Annotated in this window: 21 protein-coding genes, 1 tRNA gene and 1 pseudogene; 15 read left to right on the forward strand and 8 right to left on the reverse strand. The window is 72.8% G+C overall.

From position 1 onward, the window contains the following. Positions 1–435: 435 nt before the first annotated feature. The 5 genes from ACFO4E_RS17915 to ACFO4E_RS17935 form a co-directional block, all read right to left on the reverse strand. Entirely contained in the window at positions 436–804 is a 369-nt protein-coding gene (locus ACFO4E_RS17915; RefSeq protein WP_378576269.1) for a VOC family protein, read from the reverse strand. Between the two features lie 26 nt (positions 805–830). After that, positions 831–1,292: a pyridoxamine 5'-phosphate oxidase family protein gene (locus tag ACFO4E_RS17920; RefSeq protein WP_378576271.1), complete on the reverse strand. Its 462-nt coding sequence runs from the start codon at positions 1,290–1,292 to the stop codon at positions 831–833. 3 nt (positions 1,293–1,295) lie between these two features. Continuing rightward, complete coding sequence (locus tag ACFO4E_RS17925) at positions 1,296–1,958, reverse strand: response regulator (protein WP_378576272.1); 663 nt, start codon at positions 1,956–1,958, stop codon at positions 1,296–1,298. A gap of 192 nt (positions 1,959–2,150) precedes the next feature. After that, positions 2,151–3,599, reverse strand: a complete 1,449-nt coding sequence (locus ACFO4E_RS17930) for an amidase (RefSeq protein WP_378576274.1) — start codon at positions 3,597–3,599, stop codon at positions 2,151–2,153. 63 nt (positions 3,600–3,662) lie between these two features. Beyond that, complete coding sequence (locus ACFO4E_RS17935) at positions 3,663–4,664, reverse strand: D-2-hydroxyacid dehydrogenase (RefSeq protein WP_378576275.1); 1,002 nt, start codon at positions 4,662–4,664, stop codon at positions 3,663–3,665. A 446-nt stretch (positions 4,665–5,110) separates the two neighbouring features. On the opposite strand from ACFO4E_RS17935, the gene ACFO4E_RS17940 reads away from it, so the two are divergent. From ACFO4E_RS17940 to ACFO4E_RS17955, 4 genes are all read left to right on the forward strand, one after another. Continuing rightward, on the forward strand, positions 5,111–5,593 hold the full coding sequence (locus tag ACFO4E_RS17940; protein ID WP_378535478.1) for a DUF3830 family protein: 483 nt from the start codon (positions 5,111–5,113) through the stop codon (positions 5,591–5,593). 68 nt (positions 5,594–5,661) lie between these two features. Further along, entirely contained in the window at positions 5,662–6,519 is an 858-nt protein-coding gene (locus ACFO4E_RS17945) for a maleate cis-trans isomerase family protein (RefSeq protein ID WP_378576277.1), read from the forward strand. A gap of 112 nt (positions 6,520–6,631) precedes the next feature. Beyond that, complete coding sequence (locus tag ACFO4E_RS17950) at positions 6,632–7,375, forward strand: maleate cis-trans isomerase family protein (protein ID WP_378576278.1); 744 nt, start codon at positions 6,632–6,634, stop codon at positions 7,373–7,375. Between the two features lie 110 nt (positions 7,376–7,485). After that, a complete protein-coding gene (locus ACFO4E_RS17955) occupies positions 7,486–8,184 on the forward strand; it encodes a GntR family transcriptional regulator (RefSeq protein WP_378576280.1) in 699 nt (232 codons plus the stop codon). Between the two features lie 159 nt (positions 8,185–8,343). Here ACFO4E_RS17955 and ACFO4E_RS17960 read toward each other — a convergent pair whose 3' ends face one another. Continuing rightward, positions 8,344–8,733, reverse strand: coding sequence for a hypothetical protein (locus tag ACFO4E_RS17960; RefSeq protein WP_378576282.1), 390 nt, complete (start codon positions 8,731–8,733; stop codon positions 8,344–8,346). 580 nt (positions 8,734–9,313) lie between these two features. Here ACFO4E_RS17960 and ACFO4E_RS17965 point away from each other — a divergent pair. The 4 genes from ACFO4E_RS17965 to ACFO4E_RS17980 all read left to right on the forward strand — a co-directional run bounded on the left by ACFO4E_RS17965 (position 9,314) and on the right by ACFO4E_RS17980 (position 13,564). Further along, complete coding sequence (locus ACFO4E_RS17965; protein WP_378576310.1) at positions 9,314–10,300, forward strand: 2-keto-3-deoxygluconate permease; 987 nt, start codon at positions 9,314–9,316, stop codon at positions 10,298–10,300. Then, entirely contained in the window at positions 10,297–11,481 is a 1,185-nt protein-coding gene (locus ACFO4E_RS17970; protein ID WP_378576283.1) for a four-carbon acid sugar kinase family protein, read from the forward strand. The genes ACFO4E_RS17965 and ACFO4E_RS17970 overlap by 4 nt, the downstream gene beginning before the upstream one ends. Beyond that, complete coding sequence (gene pdxA / locus ACFO4E_RS17975; protein ID WP_378576285.1) at positions 11,478–12,503, forward strand: 4-hydroxythreonine-4-phosphate dehydrogenase PdxA; 1,026 nt, start codon at positions 11,478–11,480, stop codon at positions 12,501–12,503. Before ACFO4E_RS17970 ends, pdxA begins: the two co-directional genes overlap by 4 nt. A gap of 83 nt (positions 12,504–12,586) precedes the next feature. Beyond that, positions 12,587–13,564 (forward strand): GntR family transcriptional regulator, encoded by a 978-nt coding sequence (locus tag ACFO4E_RS17980; protein ID WP_378576287.1) that lies wholly within the window; start codon positions 12,587–12,589, stop codon positions 13,562–13,564. Between the two features lie 317 nt (positions 13,565–13,881). On the opposite strand, the gene ACFO4E_RS17985 is transcribed toward ACFO4E_RS17980, so the two are convergent. Next, positions 13,882–15,351, reverse strand: coding sequence for an NAD-dependent succinate-semialdehyde dehydrogenase (locus ACFO4E_RS17985; RefSeq protein ID WP_378576289.1), 1,470 nt, complete (start codon positions 15,349–15,351; stop codon positions 13,882–13,884). Positions 15,352–15,624: 273 nt separating this feature from the next. Here ACFO4E_RS17985 and ACFO4E_RS17990 point away from each other — a divergent pair, with 273 nt between their 5' ends. The 5 genes and pseudogenes from ACFO4E_RS17990 (at position 15,625) to ACFO4E_RS18010 (ending at position 19,594) form a co-directional block, all read left to right on the forward strand. After that, positions 15,625–16,890, forward strand: a complete 1,266-nt coding sequence (locus ACFO4E_RS17990; RefSeq protein WP_378576291.1) for an aspartate aminotransferase family protein — start codon at positions 15,625–15,627, stop codon at positions 16,888–16,890. Between the two features lie 202 nt (positions 16,891–17,092). Further along, positions 17,093–17,165: transfer RNA gene (locus tag ACFO4E_RS17995), tRNA-Arg, on the forward strand. 211 nt (positions 17,166–17,376) lie between these two features. After that, a pseudogene (locus ACFO4E_RS18000) lies at positions 17,377–17,854 on the forward strand (NUDIX hydrolase). 167 nt (positions 17,855–18,021) lie between these two features. Next, positions 18,022–18,423, forward strand: a complete 402-nt coding sequence (locus ACFO4E_RS18005) for a hypothetical protein (RefSeq protein ID WP_378576293.1) — start codon at positions 18,022–18,024, stop codon at positions 18,421–18,423. Positions 18,424–18,691: 268 nt separating this feature from the next. Next, positions 18,692–19,594, forward strand: coding sequence for an alpha/beta fold hydrolase (locus ACFO4E_RS18010; protein ID WP_378576295.1), 903 nt, complete (start codon positions 18,692–18,694; stop codon positions 19,592–19,594). Between the two features lie 194 nt (positions 19,595–19,788). Here the strand turns inward: ACFO4E_RS18010 and ACFO4E_RS18015 are convergent, their stop codons facing one another. Beyond that, positions 19,789–20,412, reverse strand: a complete 624-nt coding sequence (locus tag ACFO4E_RS18015) for a LysE family translocator (protein ID WP_378576297.1) — start codon at positions 20,410–20,412, stop codon at positions 19,789–19,791. A 113-nt stretch (positions 20,413–20,525) separates the two neighbouring features. Here ACFO4E_RS18015 and ACFO4E_RS18020 point away from each other — a divergent pair, with 113 nt between their 5' ends. Next, positions 20,526–20,978 carry an Lrp/AsnC family transcriptional regulator gene (locus tag ACFO4E_RS18020; protein WP_378576299.1) on the forward strand — a complete coding sequence of 151 codons (453 nt, stop codon included), beginning with the start codon at positions 20,526–20,528 and terminating at the stop codon, positions 20,976–20,978. Positions 20,979–21,436: 458 nt separating this feature from the next. Further along, the coding region (locus ACFO4E_RS18025; RefSeq protein ID WP_378573794.1) for a helix-turn-helix domain-containing protein at positions 21,437–21,626 on the forward strand (190 nt) is incomplete at its 3' end.

Below are 21,626 nucleotides of genomic sequence, written 5' to 3' on the forward strand. Positions count from 1 at the left end.
GCGGCTGCCCCGGCTCCACTCCCGGCCGCGCCCCCCGAGCGGGCCCGCGGAAGGCCCGGAGAGCACACCTCCGGCCGAGCCGGAGGCCAACGAGCCCCTGTGGAGCACCTCCCCCACCCCGCGACGGGCTCGGAGCGAGCCGGAGGGGGCGCGGCACCGGCTGGACTGAGGAGCCGGGTGCGACCGAGGAACGAGGGAGCGCCCGGCGACGAGGGAAGCGGGTGCCTTCCAGCGCCCCCGCAGGCTGAGCGGGGGGCACTGGGCGAGCCGGAGGGGGCGCGGCACCGGCTGGACTGAGGAGCCGGGTGCGACCGAGAAACGAGGGAGCGCCCGGCGACGGGGACGGTTTCCCCGGAGCCTTCCAGCGCCCCCGCAGCTGAGCCGGCACGTCGCCGGCCGGTCCGGGGAACGGGTGCCCGGCCTAGGGACGCGGCGTCAGGCTTTCGACTGCGGTACCGGGATGACCAGGCAGAATTCGTTGCCTTCGGGATCGGCCAGCACCTGGAACGACCCCTCTTCGTCGGTGACGATGTCGCCCAGGCGGCGCGCGCCCGCCGCTTCGGCCTCGGCGGTGGCAGCGGGGATGTCGGTCACCTGGACGTCGAGGTGCAGCCGGTTGCGGTCGGCCTTGGGGCGCGGGTCGGGCTGGAACGCGATCTGCGGGTGCAGCGGGGACGCCTCCAGGACGGACCATCCGTCGCCGCGGTCGATCGGCGTACCGCCCAGCACCACAGCCCAGAAACGGGCCAGCCGCGCGGAGTCGGCGGCGTTGACGATGATCTGCTGGAGGTGTCCCAAGGCCATGGCCGGGAGTCTAGGCGACGCCTATGTCACGTGCGGGGACCGCCACGGGCCGGTCCCGGCCGGAGGCGGCGGCCGGAGACCATGGTGGCCTCGATCCGGATGAAGTGCGGCCGCGCGCCGTGCGCCCAGTCGGGCAGCGGCAGCGCCGCCAGCTCCGCCTCCTCGGCGGGATCGGTCACGGCCCGGCCGGTTCCCAGGACGGCGACCGACCAGCCCGTGCCGTGTGCGGCGTCGAAGTCGTCGGCCTCGAAGGCCACCACGCTGTCGCGGGTGGCGCGGGCCAGTACCGACCGCGGTGAGGTGCGGATGACGATGTCCGTGCCGTGCACGGTGTAGCCGACCGGTAGAACGGCCGGCAGCGCGCGGTCGGTGAAGACGACGCGCCCGAGGGACGCCTTGGCGAGCAGCCGCAGGCACTCGGGGCGGTCCAGGATCTCCAGCCCGGCGGTGTCGGTCGGCTCAGCGCCGCTCCCCACTGGTGCCGTCATGGGTCATCGGTTCTTGGTGCGCAGCTCGGCGACGAGGATGGCCGCCTGGGTCCGGCGTTTGAGGTCGAGCTTGGACAGCAGGCTCGACACGTAGTTCTTGACGGTCTTCTCGGCGAGGTAGAGGCGCTCGCCGATCTGCCGGTTGGTCATCCCCTCGCCGATCAGGTCGAGGATCTGGCGCTCCTGCGGGCTGAGCTCGGCGAGCGGGTCGGGGGCCGGCGGGTTGCCGCGCAGCCGCTCCAGCATGCGCCCGGTGCTGCTGGGGTCGAGCAGCGACCCGCCGGCCGCCACCGTGCGCACGGCGCCGACGAGGTCGGCGCCGTGGATCTGCTTGAGGACGTAGCCCGCGGCGCCCGCCATGACGGCGTCGTAGAGCGCCTCGTCGTCGGCGAAGGAGGTGAGCATGAGGCACGCGATCTCGGGGCTGGCCGAGCGGACTTCGCGGCACACGCCCACGCCCGAGCCGCCGGGGAGCCGTACATCGAGGATGGCCACATGGGGACGGGCGACCGGGATGCGGGCCAGGGCCTGTTCGGCGGTCCCGGCCTCCCCGACGATCCGCATGTCGTCTTCGCACTCCAGGAGGGCGGCGACACCGCGCCGCACCACCTCGTGGTCGTCCACCAGGAAGACCTTGATCGGATCCGGTGCCTGGCCCGGCGTCATCGGCTGCCCCTCCCTCGCATCAGGCTGCTGGGAACGACGTTAGCCCCCCGGCGCGACCACGGGCACGCCGAAGGGCTCGCATCACGAGGGGCGAAGGTCCCGCAGCGGGCGCCGCCGGGCGCCCCGGATCGGGGCGCCCCGCAGGTCGCGGCGGGCGGTGCCGGGGGCGGCGCCGTTGCGCCGCGCGACGGCTCAGGGCCAGATGTGGCCCCACGGGCGGGCCTCTTCGAAGGCGCGGCTCGCGGCCAGGACGAGGGCGTCGGAGTGGCGCGGCCCCACGATCTGCAACCCCACCGGAAGCCCGCTGGTGGTGAACCCGCACGGCACGCTGGCCGCCGGCTGCTGCGTCATGTTGAACGGGTAGCTGAACCCGGCCCAATCGGTCCACCGGCGCGCGGTCGACCCCGGCGGGACCTCGCGCCCGGCCTCGAACGCCGGCAGCGGCATGGTCGGGGTGAGCAGCAGGTCGTAGTCGGTGTGGAAGCGGCCCATGCGCTCTCCCATGGCCATCCGGGTGGCCATGGCGGTGAGGTAGTCGTTGGCCGAGTAGGTGAGCCCTTCGGCGATGATCTCCTGGAGGCCGGGGTCGATCAGCCGGCGCTCGGGGCCGTCGATGCTCTCGGTGGCCTTGGCGGCACCGCTGAACCACAGCACGTGGAAGTCGTCGAGGCAGTCGCCCAGCGGCGGGTCGGCCTCCTCCACGTGCGCGCCCGACTCCTCGAACGCGGTGACGGCCTCGGCGACGAGCCGGGCCACCTCGGGGTGCACCTCGATCCCGCCCAGCGTGGGGCTGTAGGCGATGCGCAGCCCGTTCATGGGGCGCTCCAGCCCCTCGGTGAAGGAGGAGCCCTGCGGCGACGGGAGCGCGGCCCAGTCGCGCGGGTCGGGGCGGGCCATGACGTCGAGCATCAGGGCGGCGTCGGCGACGGTCCGTGTCATGGGACCGCTGTGCGCGAGGCTGCCGAAGGCGCTGGCCGGGAAGTGCGGGACCAGCCCCCATGTGGGCTTGAGCGCGAAGATCCCGGTGAAGCTCGCCGGGATGCGGACCGACCCGCCGCCGTCGGTGCCCGTGGCCAGGGGGGCCATGCCGGTGGCCACGGCGGCGGCCGCGCCGCCGCTGGAGCCGCCGGGGGTGGTGGAGGGGTCCCAGGGGTTGCGCGTGACGCCGGTCAGCGGGCTGTCGGTGACGCCCTTCCAGGCGATCTCGGGGGTGGTCGTCTTGCCGACGAGCACCGCTCCGTTCTCGCGCAGCCGGGCGACGGCGGGCGAGTCCTCCTCGGCGACCTGGTCGGGGTCGGCGGTGGCCGATCCGCGCAGCGTGGGCCAGCCGCGGACGAGCATGAGGTCCTTGATGGAGGCGGGGACGCCGTCGAGCCGCCCCTGGGGTTCGCCGCGCCGCCACCGTTCCTCCGAGGCGCGCGCCGCCGCCCGGGCCTCGTCCGGATGGACCTGGCAGAACGCGTTCAGCTCGCCGTTCTTCTCCTCGATGCGGGCGAGGACGGCGTCGGTCGCCTCGACCGGGGAGAGCGAGCCGTCGGCGTAGGCGGCCAGCAGCTCGGTCGCCGACAGGGCCGCGGGCGAGTGCGGTGCGCCGCCCGGGCCCTCGCCCAGCCGGTCCAGGCCCTCGTGCTTCGTCGACATGTCGTGCTCGGTCCTTCCGTTCTTCTCGTGCCTGGGGACTCGGCGGCGGGTCTTCGCGTCGGGTCAGGGCCCGGACACGTAGCCCCGCCGCTTGTCGACGATGTTGCGCGGGTCGCGCCCGTCGAGGAAGCGGTCCAGGTTGTCGGCGAACAGGTCGACCAGCTCCCCGCGCCAGCCCACGACGTCGCCCGACATGTGCGGGGAGACGAGCACGCCGGGCAGGTCCCACAGGGGCGACGAGCCGGGGAGCGGTTCGTCCGCGAAGACGTCCAGGGCCGCTCCGGCGATCGCGCCGTCGCGCAGCGCGTCGACGAGTTCGTCCTCGACGATGATCCGGCCGCGGGCGACGTTGATGAGCCGGGCGGTGGGGCGCATGCGGCCCAGGGCGCGGGTGCCGATGAGGTCGCGGGTGGCCGGGGTGTAGGGCGCGGCGAGGACGACGTAGTCGGCGCGCGGCAGCGCGGTGTCGAGGTCGGGGCCGCCGGTGTCGAAGGCCGAGGCGACGACGGTGCCGAAGTCGGGGTCGCCGGCGCGGGCGGTGCGCCCGGCGCCCTCGACCGTCATGCCGACCGCGCGGAGCTGGCGGGCGATGGCGCGGCCGATGGGCCCGGTGCCGATGACGAGGGCGTGCCGGCCGCCCACGCGCTCGGTCTCGCGGTGCCGCCAGACCCGGTCGCGCTGGAGGTCGCGGCTGAAGGCGAGGTCCTTGGCAAAGGACAGGACGAGGCCCAGTACATATTCGGCCATGGGCTGGTCGAAGACGCCGCGGGAGTTGGTGACCACCACGTCGCTCTCGACGAGCCCCGGGAACATGAGGTTGTCGACCCCCGCTGTCGCGGCGTGGATCCAGCGCAGGGAGTCGGCCTTGGGCCAGGCCGCGGTCACGGCCTCGGAGAAGAGGTCCCAGACGAAGAGCGCCTGCGCGCCGGGCAGGGCCTCGGCGAGGCGGTCGGCGGTCACGTAGTCGACGCCGCCCAGGCGGGGGTCGGAGTCGATGGCCTCGTGGCCCGGCGGGAGGTCGTCGCCGTACAGGACGACCAGGCGGGGCGGGTTTCCGTGGCTCACTGAGGCGGCTCCCGGTTCGCGTCGTGGGTGGCGACGGGGTCGTCGGCGCTCGCTCCGCCCGCGACCGGATGGCCGGTGGCATCGGACGTCCCGAAGCCCTTGAAACGCTAGGGAGCCTTCGTATGATTGTCAACAATCGACGTCCGCGACATACGGGCTCCGACCGGGTCGTTTCCGGGCGGATCACCGCGCGGAAACGGGCGGGACACGACCCCGCCGGACGTCACACCCTTCCGCCGACCGGCGCGGGGGCGCAACCATTGATCCATTCGGCGTCACGATCGTATGATTGTCGACAATCCGCGGCGATGCCGCGGCCGGGGTCGATCCGTCGTCCTCTCCCGCGTTGGCGCCCGGTTCGAGGAGAGGGACTCTTCACCGATCCGGTGCGGCGAAAAATGTGACAGCCCGACAACGAAAGGGCCGATCCGACGATGCCCAGGTATATGACCATCAGCCTGGAGAAGCGCGGCGTCTCGTGCACGGCCGAGCTCCTCGACAAGGACGCTCCGCGCACCTGTGACGTGGTCTGGGACGCGCTGCCCCAGGGCGGCGAGATCTACCACGCCAAGTACGCCCGCAACGAGGTCTACGCGATGGTGCCGCGCTTCGCGGCCGAGGAGCCGGGGCAGGAGAACCCCACGGTCACCCCGATCCCCGGCGACGTCGTCTACTTCTCCTTCAACGGCGGCATGCTCGACCGCCGGTTCAAGGAGGAGAAGGGCATCGACCACCTGCCCGGCGTCATCGACCTGGCCATCTTCTACGGCCGCAACAACCTGCTGCTCAACGGCGACGTCGGCTGGGTCCCCGGCAACGTCTACGCCACCATCGTCGACGGCCTGGACCGCATGGCCGAGGCGTGCAACGACGTCTGGCGCTCCGGAGGCGTCGGCGAGCGCCTCGTGTACCGGCGGCTGGAGGGGTAGCGGTCACCACGAACGGACCTTCGAGGTCATCCGCAACGTGAACACGAAGAGAAGGAGGTGAGTGACCAATGCGAACCGACCGATTCGCCGGCGACACGGCGGGCGGTGGCGACCAGGGCCACCGTGATGAGCAGGACGAACAGGTCATCGAGCGGGACCAGGCAACGGGCATCGTCGAGATCCCGGCCCTCTCCGAGACCCCGTGGCAGTCCGGTGTGGGCATCGTCGCGCCCTACGACTTCGCACTCGACCGCGAACTGTGGCGGTGGGCGCCCGACGACGTCTCGCTGTACGTCACCCGGCTGCCGTTCGTCCCGGTCCCGGTGACCGTGGACCAGGCGTCGGCGCTGAGCGACGGCGACAACGTCGCCCGCGCCACGCGCGATCTGCTCGCGCCCGAGCCGCTGGTCGTGGGCTACCAGTGCGCGTCGGGCAGCTTCGTGCACGGCGCGGCCGGCGAGCGGCGGCTGCGGCAGAGCATCCTCGACGCCGGCGCGCCCGAGGCGGTCACCACCTCAGGGGCCCTGATCCAGGCGCTCGAAGCGATCGACGCGCGCCGGATCGCGGTGGTCACCCCCTACGTCGACAGCGTGACCGACCGGCTGCTGGGGTTCCTCGGCGAGCACGGGATCGAGACCACGTCCAGCGTCGGCCTTGGGCTGCTCGGCCACATCTGGAAGGTCGCCTACACCGAGGTGGTGCAGGCGGTCCGCGAGGCCGACCGGCCCGACGCCCAGGCCGTGTTCATCAGCTGTACCAACGTCCTGACCTACGACATCATCGCGCCGCTGGAGCGGACGCTCGGCAAGCCCGTGATCGCCGCCAACCAGGTCACGATGTGGGCCGCGCTCCAGGCCATGGGGCGCGAACCCATCGCGCACGGCCAGTACCTGGTCGACGCCACGGCGCGCCGCACGGCCGCCTGACTTCCGCACCGCCCGCCCGGCCGGTTCCACGGGGGCCCGGCCGGGGGCGGCGCCCGTTCGGGCGCTCCCGGACGGCCACGAGAGAGCGACCAGAGAGAAGGTGATCCGTTCCATGCCCACCGCCGGTTTCCTGTACCCCGGGTACAGCGCCGAGGACGACTACCCCGAGTTCCAGCGGCTGCTGGGTCCCGATGTGACCCTGCGCCTGGTGCACACCCTCATGCGCGAGGACGCCCACCGCGTGGACGCCCTTCTGGACGTGGGCGGACCCGATGTGCTCGCCGACGGGGTCCGGGAGCTGACCGCCCTCGGTGTCGACTCCGTCGTCTGGGCCTGCACCAGCGGGAGCTTCGTCTTCGGCTGGGAGGGCGCCCGCGAACAGGTCGCGGGGGTGCGCGAGGTGGCCGGGGTGCCGGCTTCCAGCACCTCGTTCGCGTTCGTCAACGCTCTGCGCCACCTGGGCCTGAGCAAGGTCGCGATCGCCGCCACCTACCCCGAGGACGTCGCGGCCCGCTTCGTCGGGTTCCTCGGCTTCGCCGGGATCGAGGTCGTGCGGTGGGCGGGGCGCGGCATCGTCACCGCGGCCGAGGTCGGCACGCTCGGCGCCGACGACGTGCTGGAGTTCGTCGCCGCGGGGAACCACCCCGACGCCGAGGCCGTTCTCGTCCCGGACACGGCGCTCCACAGCTCGGGCATCCTGGACACCCTGGAGGAGCGGCTCGGCACCACGGTGCTCACCGCCAACCAGGTGAGCGTCTGGGAGGGCCTGCGGCTGGCGGGCGCCACCGGGCCGAGAGAAGGATTGGGCACCCTTTTCCGCTCGGGCGCCGCCATGGCGGTCGCCGCAGAGGGGTGAAGGACCACCGCCCGACAGCGAAGGCAATGGCCACGGCCCGGACGGCCGTGGCCATTGCCGCCGGTACCGACACGCACGATCGGACACCAACGGAGAGGAACGCGGATGTCATGAACACCTCAGGTCGACTCCAACCGGTCCCGCGGCGGTCCACCGCCGCCCTCATCGCCGACCAGCTGCGGTCGGCGATCATGTACGGCACGCTGGCGCCCGGAGACCAGCTCGGCGAGACCGACCTCGCCGGCCAGCTCGGTGTGAGCCGCGGCCCGCTGCGCGAGGCCATGCAGCGGCTCGTGCAGGAAGGGCTGCTGCGCAGCGAGCGGCACCGCGGGCTGTTCGTCCGCGAACTCGCGCCCGAGGACGTGCGCGACATCTATGTGGCGCGCCTGGCGGTCGAGCGCACCGCCTGCGAGCTGATCATGCGCGGCAACCGCGGCGAGGCCGTCGCCCGGCTGACCGCCGCGCTCGGCGGCCTGGTCGACGCCGCGGCCACCCGCGACCGCGTGGCGATGAGCGATGCCGACCAGGTCTTCCACCAGACCCTGGTGAGCTGCTCGGGCAACCACCGGCTGGAGCGCATGGCCCAGACGCTCCTGGTCGAGACCCGCATGTGCCTGACGGTCATGCAGGACGCCTATCCGGAACCGGGTGAGCTGGTGGACGAGCACCAGAAGCTGCTCGACGCGATCACCGACGGCGAGGAGGAACTCCTGCTGCACCTCATCGAGTCCCACATGCTCGAAACGGTCGACCGCATCTACCACCAGGGAGAGCCCGGAACGGGGCGCTCCCGCGCGGTCAGCGGGTGAGCGGCGGGCCGCCGGGCAGGGGGCCGGCCGTCCGCGCGACCACGATGCCCGCCGCATCCCATTGAGGATGCGGCGGGCTTCTTCTCGTCTCCGGGCCGTGCGGCGCGGAGGGGATCGCGCCGCGCGGGCACGGCCGCGCGGGCAGGGCGCCGGCCGCGCTCAGCCGCCGGCGGTACCCGGCGCCTGATCGGTCCGGAGGGCGGGCTCGCCGCCGAAGGACACGACCTCCAGGCGTTCGACGGCCTCCCCCGATTCCAGCGACGCGCAGTCCGCCTCGCTGAGCAGCACGGGAACGTCGGTCTCCGGCAGCAGACGGCTGATCGCGCGCCGCTCCGCCGCTGTCAGTTCCCCGGCGACGGCTCGGCAGTCGCCGGACACCGGATCCTCGACGACGGTCGTGATCTCCTCGGAGTGGTAGCGGTAGGCGGTCCCGGACCCGTCGACCACCACGACCCCCCGGTCGTCATCGGCGGCACCCGCGGGGACGGCTCCGGCGAGGGCAACGGCGCATGAGGCGGTCGCGGCGGCCACGGCCAGCAGAGAACGCACGAATCATTCCTTTCGGTGAAAGTCTGATCACACATCGCGATTTCTACAGGTCAATGCGTAGCATCCGCACCCGCGATGCCGCCAGCCCGCCGGCTCGCCCCGGCCCGCGACGGGCCGTCGGCGGGCGCTCCAGGCGGCGCCCGCGAAACGACGCGAGCCCCGGGACGGCGGCGGGTCCGCCACCGGAATCCGGGCGACTCGCGGGACCGACGCGATCGGCGCCGGCTCCGCCCGGAAGCCCGCCGGCCGCCCGCCACCGCCGCCCGGGGAACGGGCGCCGCCACGCGCACGGCACGCCGCCCGGGGCCGGCCGCCGGCCCGGGCGGGCAATCGCGGCGCCGCCAGCGGGCGGGCATGGGGCAGGCCGCCGCGGCGGCCGCGCGGCGGCGCACCGACCGCGCCTCGATCCGGTCCGCCGGCGGGCCGGCCGCCCCGAGGTCCCGCCTTCTCCTCGCCGCGAATTGTACGTACACTCTGTACGTACAGAACATCCGCCAATCGGCCGCCCCAGGAGCCGGCGCACGCTCCCCGGAGCGGGAGAGGAGAAGCCGTGCAGGACCGCGCCGCCGCCCTGGTCCCCATGTTCCGGACCATGACCCGAGTTCCCGGCGGGCTGATGCTGATCCCCCTGGTACTGGGCTCGGTCATCGGTACGTTCGCCCCCGCCGCCCTCGACATCGGCGGCTTCACCACGGCCCTGTTCAAGGACGGCGCGCTGCCGCTGATCGCCCTGCTGATCTTCGCGACCGGCACCCAGGTCACCATGCGCACCGGCGGGCCCGTCCTGGCCACCACCGGCGTGGTGCTCCTCGGCAAGAGCCTGATCCCCGGGGTGCTGATCATCGGCCTCGGCGCCGTCACCGGCCCCGAGGGCATCCTGGGCGTCTCGATCCTGGCGCTGCTCTCCGCCGTCACCAACTCCAACGGCGGCCTGTGGCTGGCCATCACCGGTCAGTACGGGCGCGCCCGCGACCGCGGCGCCTACATCGCCGGCGCGGTCAACGACGGCCCCTTCTTCACCCTGCTCTTCCTCGGCGCCTCGGGCCTGGGGCAGATCCCGGTCGTCGCGTTCATCGCCGCGCTCGTGCCGTTCGTCCTCGGCGTGATCGTCGGCAACCTCGACGCCCAGTGGCGCGAGACCCTCGCCCCGGTCCCCAACATCGTCATCCCGTTCTTCTCGTTCGCGCTGGGCGCCGGGATCGACCTGGGCGAGGTCGCCTCCGGCGGCCTCACCGGCATCGTGCTGGGCGTCCTCATCACGCCGCTCACCGGCGGCCTCGTCTACCTGGGCTACCGGCTGCTGCTGCGCCGCGGCGCGGAGAGCGGCATCGGCTTCGCGGCCGGCACCACATCGGGCAACGCCATCGCCACCCCGGCCGTCGTCGTGGCGGCCGACCCGTCGTTCCAGGCCTACGCCGCCGCGGCCACCCCGCAGATCGCCGCGTGTGTCCTGGTCACCGCCCTGCTCGCGCCACTCATGGCGTCATGGGCACTCAAGCGCAGCGGTGCGGACCCCGCCCGCGACGAAGCAGCAGAAGCGGCGCAAGCCGAGGAGGCACAGCCATGACCCCCACGATCGCCCTTGTGGCCGACGACCTGACGGGCGCCAACGACACCGCCGTGCGGTTCCTGCGCGCCGGATGGACCACCGAGCTCCAGCTCGGCAGCGCCCCCGCGGGGGCCGACGTCGTCGCCGTGACCACCGACTCCCGCGCCCTCGCCCCGGCCGACGCGGCGGCCGCCGTCGCCGGCGAGGTGCGGCGGCTGCGCGCGGCCGGCGCCCGCCACCTCTACAAGAAGGTCGACTCCACCCTGCGCGGGCCGATCCTCGCCGAGATCGAGGCCGCGAGCTCCGCCTGGTCGCCGGGTGCCACCGTCGTCGTCTGCCCGGCCTTCCCCGAGGCCGGGCGCACCGTCCGCGACGGCGTCCTGCTGGTCGACGGGGTCGAGGCGCACCTGACCCCCGTCGGGTCCGACCCGGTCACCCCGGTCCGCGAAAGCCACATCCCCACCCTGCTCGGCGGCGTCCACGTCCGGCTGGCCGGAGACGACACCGCCGCCCACGCCCGGCAACTCGCCGCGGCGGGCCCCATCGCCGTCGCCGACGCCGAGACCGGCGCCGACCTCGAACGGATCGCCGCGGCCGTGGCGCTCCTCGGCGCCGACGCCGTCCCCGTGGGCTCCGCCGGCCTGGCCGGGCCCATGGCCGGCGCCTGGGCCGCCCAGGAGAGCCCGGCACCCGCCCTGGTCGTCGTCACCTCGCTGCACGCCGCGACGCGCGGCCAGGTCGAGCGCATCGCCGCGGAGGACCCCGGCGCCATCGAACGGCCCACGGCCGAGGCCGTCGCCGACGACGCCGCCTGGAAGTCGTGGTGCGGGGGGCTGGAGGAGCGCTTCGGAGCCGACCGCGGCACGATCGTGCTCGTCGCCCCCGAGGACCGCGACCGCGGACTCGACCCCGCCCTGGTCGCCCGCCGCTTCGGCGAGCTCGCCGCCGGGCTGGCCGGGCGCCACCCGGTGGCCGGGCTCGTGGTGACCGGCGGCGACGGCGCCCGCGCGGTCGTCGACGCCCTAGGCGCCAACGGCATCGTCCTCATCGGCGAGATCGCCGCCGGCATCCCCATCGGCACGCTCTCCGGCGGGCCCCTCCGCGACACCCTCATCATCACCAAGGCCGGCGGTTTCGGCGACCCCGATGCACTACTCACGGCCGCCTCGGCCGTCCGACACAGGAGGCAGCACCCATGAGCCGTCCCACCCTCGCCATCACCCTCGGCGACGTCGCGGGCATCGGCCCCGAGATCACCGCCAAGTCGCTGCTGAACCACCCCGGACTGCGCGAGATCTGCCGGCCGGTCGTCATCGGCGACGCCGACGCGCTGCGCGCGGGCGTCCGGCTGGCCGGCGGCGACCCCGGGCGGGTCGAGGTCGTGGACTCCCCCGAGCAGGCCGGCGACGACCCGGAGCGCATCCCGGTCGTACAGGTGGGCCCCTCCCTCGGCCACGTGGCGACCGGGGAGCTCAGCGCCGAAGCCGGCGACGGCGCCGCCCGGTTCGTCATGGCGGCCTGCGACCTGGCGCGCCGCGGGCTCATCGACGGCATCGTCACCCCGCCCCTCAACAAGGCCGCGATGCACCTGGGCGGCCACCCCTGGCCCGGGCACACCGAGCTGCTCGCCCACGAGTTCGGCGTGACCAACTTCAGCCTCGTGCTGTCGGCCGGCGACCTCTACTTCTTCCACCTGACCACGCACGTGTCGCTGGCCGACGCGATCGGGCTCGTCACCCCCGAGCGCACCGACGACGTGCTCCGCCTGGTCGGCGCCTTCGCCACCGCCCTGGGCCGGCCCGACGAGCCGATCGGGGTGGCCGGGCTGAACCCGCACGCGGGTGAGAACCGGATCTTCGGCGACGAGGACGCCGACGTGCTGGAGCCCGCGGTGAAGCGCGCCCGCGCCGCGGGGATCAACGCCTCGGGCCCGCTGCCGGCCGACGCCCTGATCCCGGCGGCGGTGCGCGGCAAGTGGAAGCTGGTCATCGTCTGCTACCACGACCAGGGGCACGCCCCGTTCAAGGCCGTGTACGGCGACGACGGCGTGAACATCACCGTGGGGCTGCCGGTCGTGCGCGTCTCGGTCGACCACGGGACCGCCTTCGACATCGCGGGCAAGGGCATCGCGCGCGAGGCCAGCCTCGTTCTCGCCATCCAGCGGGCGGCGGACCTCGCGCCGGGCTGGAACCACGTCTGGGAGACCGCGCGTGCGTCCTGATCACCCGGTGCCCTCCCGGGGCCGCCCGTGTGCGCCGCGGCGGCCCCTCGGCCACGGCCGGAACAGGTCCTAGAATCCCCACCATGCCCGTCGACCGGTCCGACCCACGCCCGCTCTACGCGCAGATCGCCGCGACCCTGCGCGCGGAGATCCGGGACCGCGCGATCGCACCGGGCGACACACTGCCGAGCGAGGCCGCGCTGCGGGAGCGGTTCGGCGTATCGCGCAGCGTCATCCGCCAGGCGCTGTCGACCCTGGAGGACGAGGGGGTCGTGCGGCGCGACCCCGGGCGCGCCCCCGTGGCCGCCAGCGGGGTCGAGCACCGGCGGCTCGTCCAGCGCGTCACGGGGCTCTTCGACCAGTTCTCGCACAGCGGGCTGAGCCTCGGCACGAGCGTGGCGCGCCTCGAACCGGCCACGGCCCCCTCACGCGTCGCCCGCCACCTGGGGACGCGCTCCGTCCTGCGGCTGGAGCGGCTCCGCTCGGTCGACGAGGCCCCGCTGTCGTACGTGCGCACATGGCTGCCCGCCGACCGCGTGCCGGGGCTGACGGCCGAGATGCTCACCGACGCCTCGCTGCACCGGCTGCTGGAGTCGCGCTTCGGCGCGCACCCGATCAGCGGGCGGCGGCAGATCCGCGCCGTGCCGGCGGACGCGGCCATCGCCGCCGAGCTCGGCGTGGCCCCGGGGTCGCCACTGCTGCTGCTGGAGGGGAGCACCTTCGACCAGCACGGCGCCCCGCTGGAGTGGTTCGAGAGCTGGCACCGGTCCGACCGCGTGGTCTTCGACATCGAGGCCGACGAGACCGCCGAGCAGGTCCGCATCCAGCCGCACCGGTCCCTTCTCGCGGGGCCGGCGGACGAGGAGGGAGCCGCGGCGGACGGGACCGCCGGGGCGGGGACCGCGGGGGCGGAGTCGCCGCCGGAGGCGCGGCAGCAGGACGAACGGGCTCCGGAGGAGGGCGCGCCGGCCGACGAGGCGGCGGCCGGCCTCCGGCACGCACGGGAGCTGCTGCGCCGGGCACAGGAGGAACTCGACCGCCTCGCGGCCGGGAACCGCTGAGCCGGTCCACGCGGTCTACGGGATCGGGAGGCCGACGTGAGCGGCCTGGGCGCGGCCTCGGCGCCGCCTGGGCGCGGCCTGGGCGCGGCCTGAGCAGCGTCTGGGCGGAGCGCCCCGCACCGTCGGCCCGCACAGCAGGGCCCACGGCCGGGCGCCGCACAGCCCGACCGGCGCGACCGGCGCGACCGGATACGTCACGGCCGCGGTCACGCACGACGGGCGGATCTTCGGACCGCTGAGCGCGCACGGGGCCGGCGGCCCGTGTCGCCCGACCCGCAGCGCTGCGTGCGGGACGGGCGACACGGACGGCGCACGGATCAGACGCCGCCGATACCGACGTACTTGGTCTCCAGGAACTCGTCGATGCCCACGCGCCCGCCCTCGCGGCCCAGGCCGGAGTGCTTCACCCCGCCGAACGGGGCGGCGGGGTTGGACACGATCCCCTGGTTCAGCCCGACCATGCCCGTCTCCAGCGCCTCCGAGACCCGGAACGCGCGCCCGAGGTCCTGCGTGAACACGTAGCTCACCAGGCCGAATTCGGTGTCGTTGGCGTCGGCGATGGCCTCCTGCTCGTCGTCGAAGGTGACGATCGGCGCAACGGGGCCGAAGATCTCGGTGGAGGTCAGCTCCGCCTCCTGCGGGACATCGGTGAGCACGGTGGGCCGGTAGAAGTACCCGTCGCCGTCGCCGGGGCCGCCGCCGACCGCGATCTTGGCGCCGCGGCCCACCGCGTCGTCGACCAGGCTCTGCACCTTCGCCAGCGCCTTGGCATCGATCAGCGGCCCGACCTGGACGCCTTCCTCGGTGCCGCGGCCCAGCTTCAGGGCGCCCATGCGCTCGCTGAGCCGGCGGGCGAACTCGGGGGCGATTCCCGACTGGACGTAGAGCCGGTTGGCGGCGGTGCACGCCTCTCCGATGTTGCGCATCTTCGCCTGCATGGCGCCCTCGACGGCGGCGTCGAGGTCGGCGTCGTCGAACACCAAGAACGGGGCGTTGCCACCCAGCTCCATGGAGGTGCGCAGCACCTGCCCGGCGCTCTGCTCCAGCAGCTTGCGGCCGACGGGGGTGGAGCCGGTGAACGAGACCTTGCGGATGCGGCCGTCGCGGAGCAGCGGCTCGGTGACCCCGCCGGGGTCGGTGGTGGGGAGCACGCTGAGGACGCCTTCGGGGAGTCCGGCCTCGCGGAGGATGTCGGCCAGCGCCAGAGCGGACAGCGGGGTCTGCTGGGCGGGCTTGAGCACCATGGTGCAGCCGGCGGCGATGGCCGGCCCGATCTTGCGGGTGCCCATGGCCATGGGGAAGTTCCACGGGGTGATGAGCATGCACGGGCCGACCGCCTGGCGCATGATCAAGAAGCGCGCCTGCCCGTTGGGCGCGATGGAGAACCCGCCCTCGATGCGGACGGCCTCCTCGGAGAACCAGCGGAAGAACTCCGCCGCGTAGGCGATCTCGCCCTTGGCCTCGGGGAGCGGCTTGCCCATCTCCAGCGTCATGAGCAGCGCGAGGTCGTCCTGGCGCTCCATGAGCAGTTCGTAGCCCCGGCGCAGCACCTCCCCGCGCTCCCGCGGCGCCGTGCGCTGCCACGAGGACTGCGCGGCGGCAGCGGCGTCGAGGGCGTCGAAGGCGTCGTCGACGCCGGCGTCGGCCACCTCGCACAGGACCGAACCGGTCGAGGGGTCCTCGACCTTGAACGTCCCGCCGGCCTTGGCATCGCGCCACTGGCCCCCGATCAGGAGCCCTTTGGAAACACGCTCGACGACCAGTGCCTCCCGGTCTGCGACGGTCATAGCTGTGCATCCCCTTCCGGTTCGTGTTCCCGACGCTGCCTGCGCCTTCGTGGAGCCCACGGGAACGCACCCCACGCGGGATTACGCCTTCCCGCCTGCGGCTCCGCGTAACCAGTGCCGATGATCCTCTTCCCCTGCGGGCGGGTGCCCGGCGCCATGCGGGGTAGTGCTGGACCTGGACACCGCTCCACCGCGGATGATTCCATAGCGCTGTCGATTGTCAACAATCCTACGGAAATACCCGGCATCACGGAATACGGAATGAGGTTGAGCATGGCTGAGCAGTCGGCCGAGCTGTCCCCCGTCCTGAAGCAGGCCACCCCGGTCCTGGCCGCGCGGGGCGAAGGCGTCTACATCTACGACGAGGACGACCGCCGGTACCTCGACTTCACCGCCGGGATCGGCGTCACCAGCACCGGCCACTGCCACCCGCGCGTGGTCGAGGCCGCCCAGCGCCAGGTCGGCACGCTCATCCACGGGCAGTACACGACCGTCATGCACCGGCCGCTGCTGGAGCTGACCGAGCGCCTCGGTACCGTGCTGCCCGAGGGGATCGACCGGCTCTTCTACGTCAACTCCGGCAGCGAGGCGGTCGAGGCCGCGCTGCGCCTGGCGCGGCAGGCCACCGGCCGGCAGAACGCCATCGTCTTCCAGGGCTCGTTCCACGGCCGGACCATGGCCGCCGCCTCCCTCACCACATCGGGCGTGAAGATCCGCGCGGGGATCGGCCCCCTGATGCCCGGTGTCGCCGTCTCCCCGTTCCCCTATGCCTACCGGCTCGGGCTGAGCGAGGACGAGGCCACGGCCTATGCGCTGCGCGAACTCGACTACCTCCTGGCCACCGTCAGCTCCCCCAAGGACACCGCGGCGATCTTCATCGAACCCGTCCTGGGCGAGGGCGGGTACGTGCCGGTGCCGGCCCCCTTCATGAGGGGGCTGCGCGAGCGCGCCGACCAGCACGGGATCCTGCTCGTCGCCGACGAGGTGCAGACCGGCTTCGGCCGCACCGGGCGCTTCTGGGGCCACGACCACTCGGGCGTCCGGCCCGACATCGTGATCACCGCGAAGGGGCTCGCCAGCGGGTTCCCGCTGTCGGCGATCGCCGCGCCGCACGCCCTCATGGAGAAGGCGTGGCCGGGATCCCAGGGCGGCACCTACGGCGGCAACGCCGTGTCCTGCGCGGCGGCGCTGGCCACCCTCGACGTCATCCAGGAGGAGGGGCTCGTCGACAACGCGGCCCGCATGGGCGAACGCCTCACCGCAGGGCTGCGCGAGGTCGCCGACGCCCACCCTGGGATCGGCGACGTGCGCGGGCTCGGGCTGATGGTCGCCAGCGAGTTCACCGCCGCCGACGGCTCCCCCGACCCCGAGACGGCCGCGCGCGCCCACAAGGCGGCGTCCGACAAGGGCCTGCTCCTGCTCACCTGCGGCCCGCACGGCAACGTCGTCCGGATGATCCCGCCGCTCATCGTCACCGCCGACCAGATCGACGCGGCCACCGCCATCTGGACCGAGGCCGTCAAGGAATCCGCCACCTGACCCCACCGACCCACCGGCCGGGCTCCCACCCCGCAGCCACCCTCAAGGGAGCCCGGCCACCAACCCGCCGACACCCCCACCCACCACGCCCCCACCCCACCGGGGGCCACCCGTAATCCGGTGAAACCCCTCCGATCCCCGTGGTAGAGTCGTACACGTCTCCAGGGGGATCACATCCACCGGAGGCCACAACCGAAAACCTGCACTCGTAGCTCAATGGATAGAGCATCTGACTACGGATCAGAAGGTTGGGGGTTCGAATCCTCCCGAGTGCGCACATCTGGCCAGGGCGTTTACCCGAAGGGGTAGGCGCCTTGAGTCGTTTGAGGGCCTCAGGTGTAGCGATGGGTGCGGCAACCGTGACGGTTCGCCATGCGCCCGTGTTCCATCTGCGCAGGATCGCGGGCGGTGGGATGGTGAACACCTACGTCGAGAGCTTCGAGCAGGTGTGGGAACAGGCCACGCCGCTCGATTGAGAGAGGGGCCATGGCACGGCGGATCGACTACTACGACGACCCGCAGGCGCCACCGGCGAACAGCCTCGTCCCGTCCGTGAACGTGATCGTGGTCAACGAGCGTGACGAGATGCTGATGATCCGCCGCTCGGACAACGGCAACTGGGCGGTACCGGGCGGAGCGGTGGACCTCGGCGAGTCCGTCCCGCAAGCCGCGGTGCGCGAGACCCGCGAGGAAACCGGGATCGAGGGCGAGATCACGGGGGTTCGCCGGGATGTACACCGACCCCCGGCACATCATCTTCTATACGAGTGACGGCGAAGCCCGACAGGAGTTCTCCATCGTGCTGGAAGGCCGTCCCATCGCGGGTGAGCCGACCCCGAGCGACGAGTCCCGCGAAGTCCGGTGGATCCCGAAGGCCGAGGTCGCCGAACTGCACATGGACCGGTCGATGCGACTCCGCGTAACGCAATATCCGACGGACCCATCGTCACCCCACATCGGCTGAGCCGGCAGCGATCCACATGTTTCGGTCCTGTTGAAGGGTCCGGAACCTCTGCGGATGAACGGCCGTAACTCGGACTGCCTCGATCCGGGCGTGCGGTCCCCCATATCCGGTGCACGACCGGTGGTGATGCGGCGACCGTTGCGGCAAGCCACCCGGAAGGACGCCGTATGACCGTCATCCACCCCATCGCCTTGATCGCCGCCAAAGCCCGTCGCGACGGGACACGCTCCGGACGTACCGCCGAGACACGCGAGGAGGGGCGCCCGACGAACGTGGGGGATGCGACCCGCTCCGCACCACCGGACCGGTATGACCCGCGCGATGCCCGCATCGCCGCCCTGGAGCGCCAGGTAGACCGGCTCCGGCGGGAACGGCACACGCTCCTGGCCGTCATCACCGCGACCGCCGACGATATCGCCGCCGACACCGCCGATATCCGGTCCCTCGCCGACCTTCTGTGCGCCACCGCCGACGCCGGTAGCCGCGTCGGCACCCATACGAAGGGTCGCACCGGTGCCCGTGCGAAGGCACGCACGGGCGCCCGGACGAAGAAAGGGCGGGCCCGGTGAAGACCGGTGGGCCGAGGTGTCGCGCGGTGGACGGGATCCGGTCGAACTTCTCGGGGCTCGGCCCCTCCCGAGTTCGCCCCCACGGTGTGCGTCCCTCTTCGGTGCTCGTCCCCCCAGCGAGCTACGCGTGAGTGTCCCCAGCAGGGTGACGACACGCGGGCGCCGGATCCGTAGCGTTCAGGGCTGGATGCAGTGCTGCTTCGAGCGCCTGTCACATCCCCCCGTGACCCGGATTCGTCCCCCCCTTTTCGTTGCATTGGAGGCCTTCATGAACCCCACGAGCAAGGCGAGCATCGTGGCCGCACTGGCTTGCGCCGTGGTCGGCGCCGGGCTCGTCGGAAGTTCGGAGGCCGGTGAGCAGCGGCCGCAATCGCCCTCCGCCACGGACGCCCCGGCGCCTTCCGAGGACGGGGTATCCGGCACAGAGAAGATCGATGTCGACGGCAGCACGGTGAACGTCTCCTGCTCCGGCGAGGCCGAGGACGGCGAGCCGGTCATCGTCCTGCTGCACGGCGGGGGCGACGACCTGACCACGATGGCCGACCTCCAGCAGACGCTGAGCGCCGACAGCCGCGTCTGCTCCTACGACCGGCTCGGCGCGGGCGGCAGCGACCGGCCGGAGGGTCCCCAGGACTTCGACGGCGTCGGCGAGACGCTGACCGGGGTGCTCGACCAGGTCGTCGGGGACGACCCGGTCGTGTTGGCCGGGCATTCCATGGGCGGGCTGATCGCCGCCAGATACGCCCCCGACCACCAGGACAGGGTGCAGGGCCTGGTCCTGCTGGACTCCACCTCGCCGACCGCGGTCGCCGACCTGGAGAACCGGATCCCCGAGGACGCCACCGGCCCGGCGGGCGAGTTGCGCGCCCAGACCCTCGCCATCTTCGCTGGGGAGAACCCGGAGCAGCTCGTCTTCACCGACGGAGACGTCCGCTCCGCCGGCGACATCCCCGTTCAGGTGATCCAGCACGGTCGGCGCTACCTCGAGGAGGTCCCCGAGTACGGCCCGGGCCTGGAGGAGGACTGGACCAAGGGCCAGCGGGAGTGGCTGGAGGTGTCCGGCAGGAGCGAGCTGAGCATCGCCTACAACAGCGGGCACTACATCCACGTCGACGAGCCCGGGGTCGCCGTCGAGGCGATCGAACGCGTCGCCTCGCGGGCCGGCGAATAGGGCGGTTACGGCCCGGTCCCGGTCCCGGTGCCGGGCTCCTGGGCCCGGCGGCCACGACGACGGCCGCCGGGCCCAGGAGCCCGTCCCTCATCCCCGAACTCGGTGGCCCCGCCCCACCCCACCCCGGTCCGGCCCACTGTTCAGGGCGGTCGGGCGTGCGGCGCCGTGCCGGTGTTCTCGGCGGCCGGGCGAAGTCATCGGACCAGGTGCTCGATCACCAGTGTCAGTCCGATGAGGAACATGGCCGCGCCGGCGAGGCGGGCGATCGTGTGGGCGGCGGCCGGGCGGGTGTGGAGGATGGACCGCGCCCAGGTTCCCAGAGCGAGGTAGAAGATCGCGCAACTGATCGTGAAGGTCAGGCCGAGTACGCCGATCTGGGCCGGCATGGGCCAGCCGTCCTCGCGGGTGGTGAACTGCGGGAGCAGGGCGAAGAGGATCAGCAGGCCCTTGGGGTTGAGGCCGCTCACGCCGACGCCCTTGGAGAGGGTTCTCCAGCCGGTCGTCGCGGGGATCGCGGCGGCGGTGGGTGTCGGCGGGCCGTCGGTCCGGGCGACGGCCATCGCTCCGATCCACGTCAGGTAGGCCCCTCCCGCGAGGGTGAGTGCGGCCAGGAGGGCCGGCGAGCCGACGACGAGTGCGCCCACTCCGGCGGCCACGACGGCGGTCGTGCACGCGTAGCCCAAGGCGAGGCCGCCCACCGCCGGGACGACGAAGCCTCCCTTGACCGCGGTGCCGAGGACGAAGGCCCAATCGGCGCCGGGAACGACGATCAGAAGGGCCGCGGTCACCCAGAACGCGGCGATCATACCGAGGTCCATGGAACGGCTCTCCCTGATGGCGAGGACGAGTCACCAGGAAATTACCGCCGAATCGGACGAAGGTGTTGTTCTTTCTTGCCCAATCATCGGCACAAAATGGAAGAATTTCCCTCATGGACGCCATTGACCGGAGAATCCTTGTCGAGCTCCAGCAGGACGGGCGGCAGACGATCACGGAATTGGCGGCGCGGGTGGGGCTGAGCGTCTCCCCGTGTCACCGTCGGCTCAGGGAGCTCGAACGCAGCGGCACGATCGTCGGGTACCGCGCCGTGGTCGACGCGGACGCCGTGGGGCTGAGGTTCGAGGCGCTCGTCTTCGTCACCATGCGCCAGGAGGACCGCGACACCCTCTTGGGCTTCGAGGAGGCCGTCGCGGGCATGCCGGAGGTCGTACAGGCCCAGCGCCTGTTCGGCGACCCCGACTACCTGCTGCGCGTGCTCACCGAAGACCTGTCGGCATACCAGCGGCTGGAGGACGACAGGCTCGCCGCTCTCCCCGGGGTGCAGCGGCTCAACTCCACTCTCGTGATGAAGCGCATCGTCGACGCCCGACCGCTTCCGGCCTAGTCCGGTGCCCGGCGGGCGGCGGCGCGGTGGTCACCGTCCGGTGTGCTCCGGTGTGCTCCGATGTGTCCGAAGGCGGCGGCCTTGACGGGGCCGACCAGGGCTGGACGGTGCACCGGCGATCGGGTGGGGGCCCGGGGGCGGGGCGGGGTTCCGAGGGAGGGGCGGATGTAGTCTGGTGCGCTTGGTGGGGCCCATATGATCGACGCGCCAACCCCCCAAAGGAGGACGACATGGACCCCGACTTCGAGGATGTGGGCGAGTTCGCCGAGGCCGTTGCCGAAGGCGACCTCGGGGAGATGGTCGAAGAGGCGCTGGAGATCACCTTCGGGATCGACCTCTAGGTGTACTGATCACAGAGGTTAGGTACAGCCCGGCGGCGATTTGACAGCAAGAGAGGGCCTCCGACATAGGTGTGGATTGTCGAAGATCAACACCCGTAGAAGGTCAGGAGGCCCTCCGTGGCTCACACTACCCACGCCAACGCCCGCCTCACACCCGCCGGGCGCCTGGCCTTGGCCCGCTGCGTGGTCGATGACGGCTGGCCGCTCCGACGCGCCGCCGACCGCTTCCAGACCAGCGTGAGCACCGCCAGGCGCTGGGCAGGCCGCTACCGCGCACACGGACAGGCGGGCATGCGCGACCGCTCCA

This window comes from Nocardiopsis mangrovi (assembly GCF_042653925.1).
GTDB lineage: Bacteria > Actinomycetota > Actinomycetes > Streptosporangiales > Streptosporangiaceae > Nocardiopsis_B > Nocardiopsis_B mangrovi.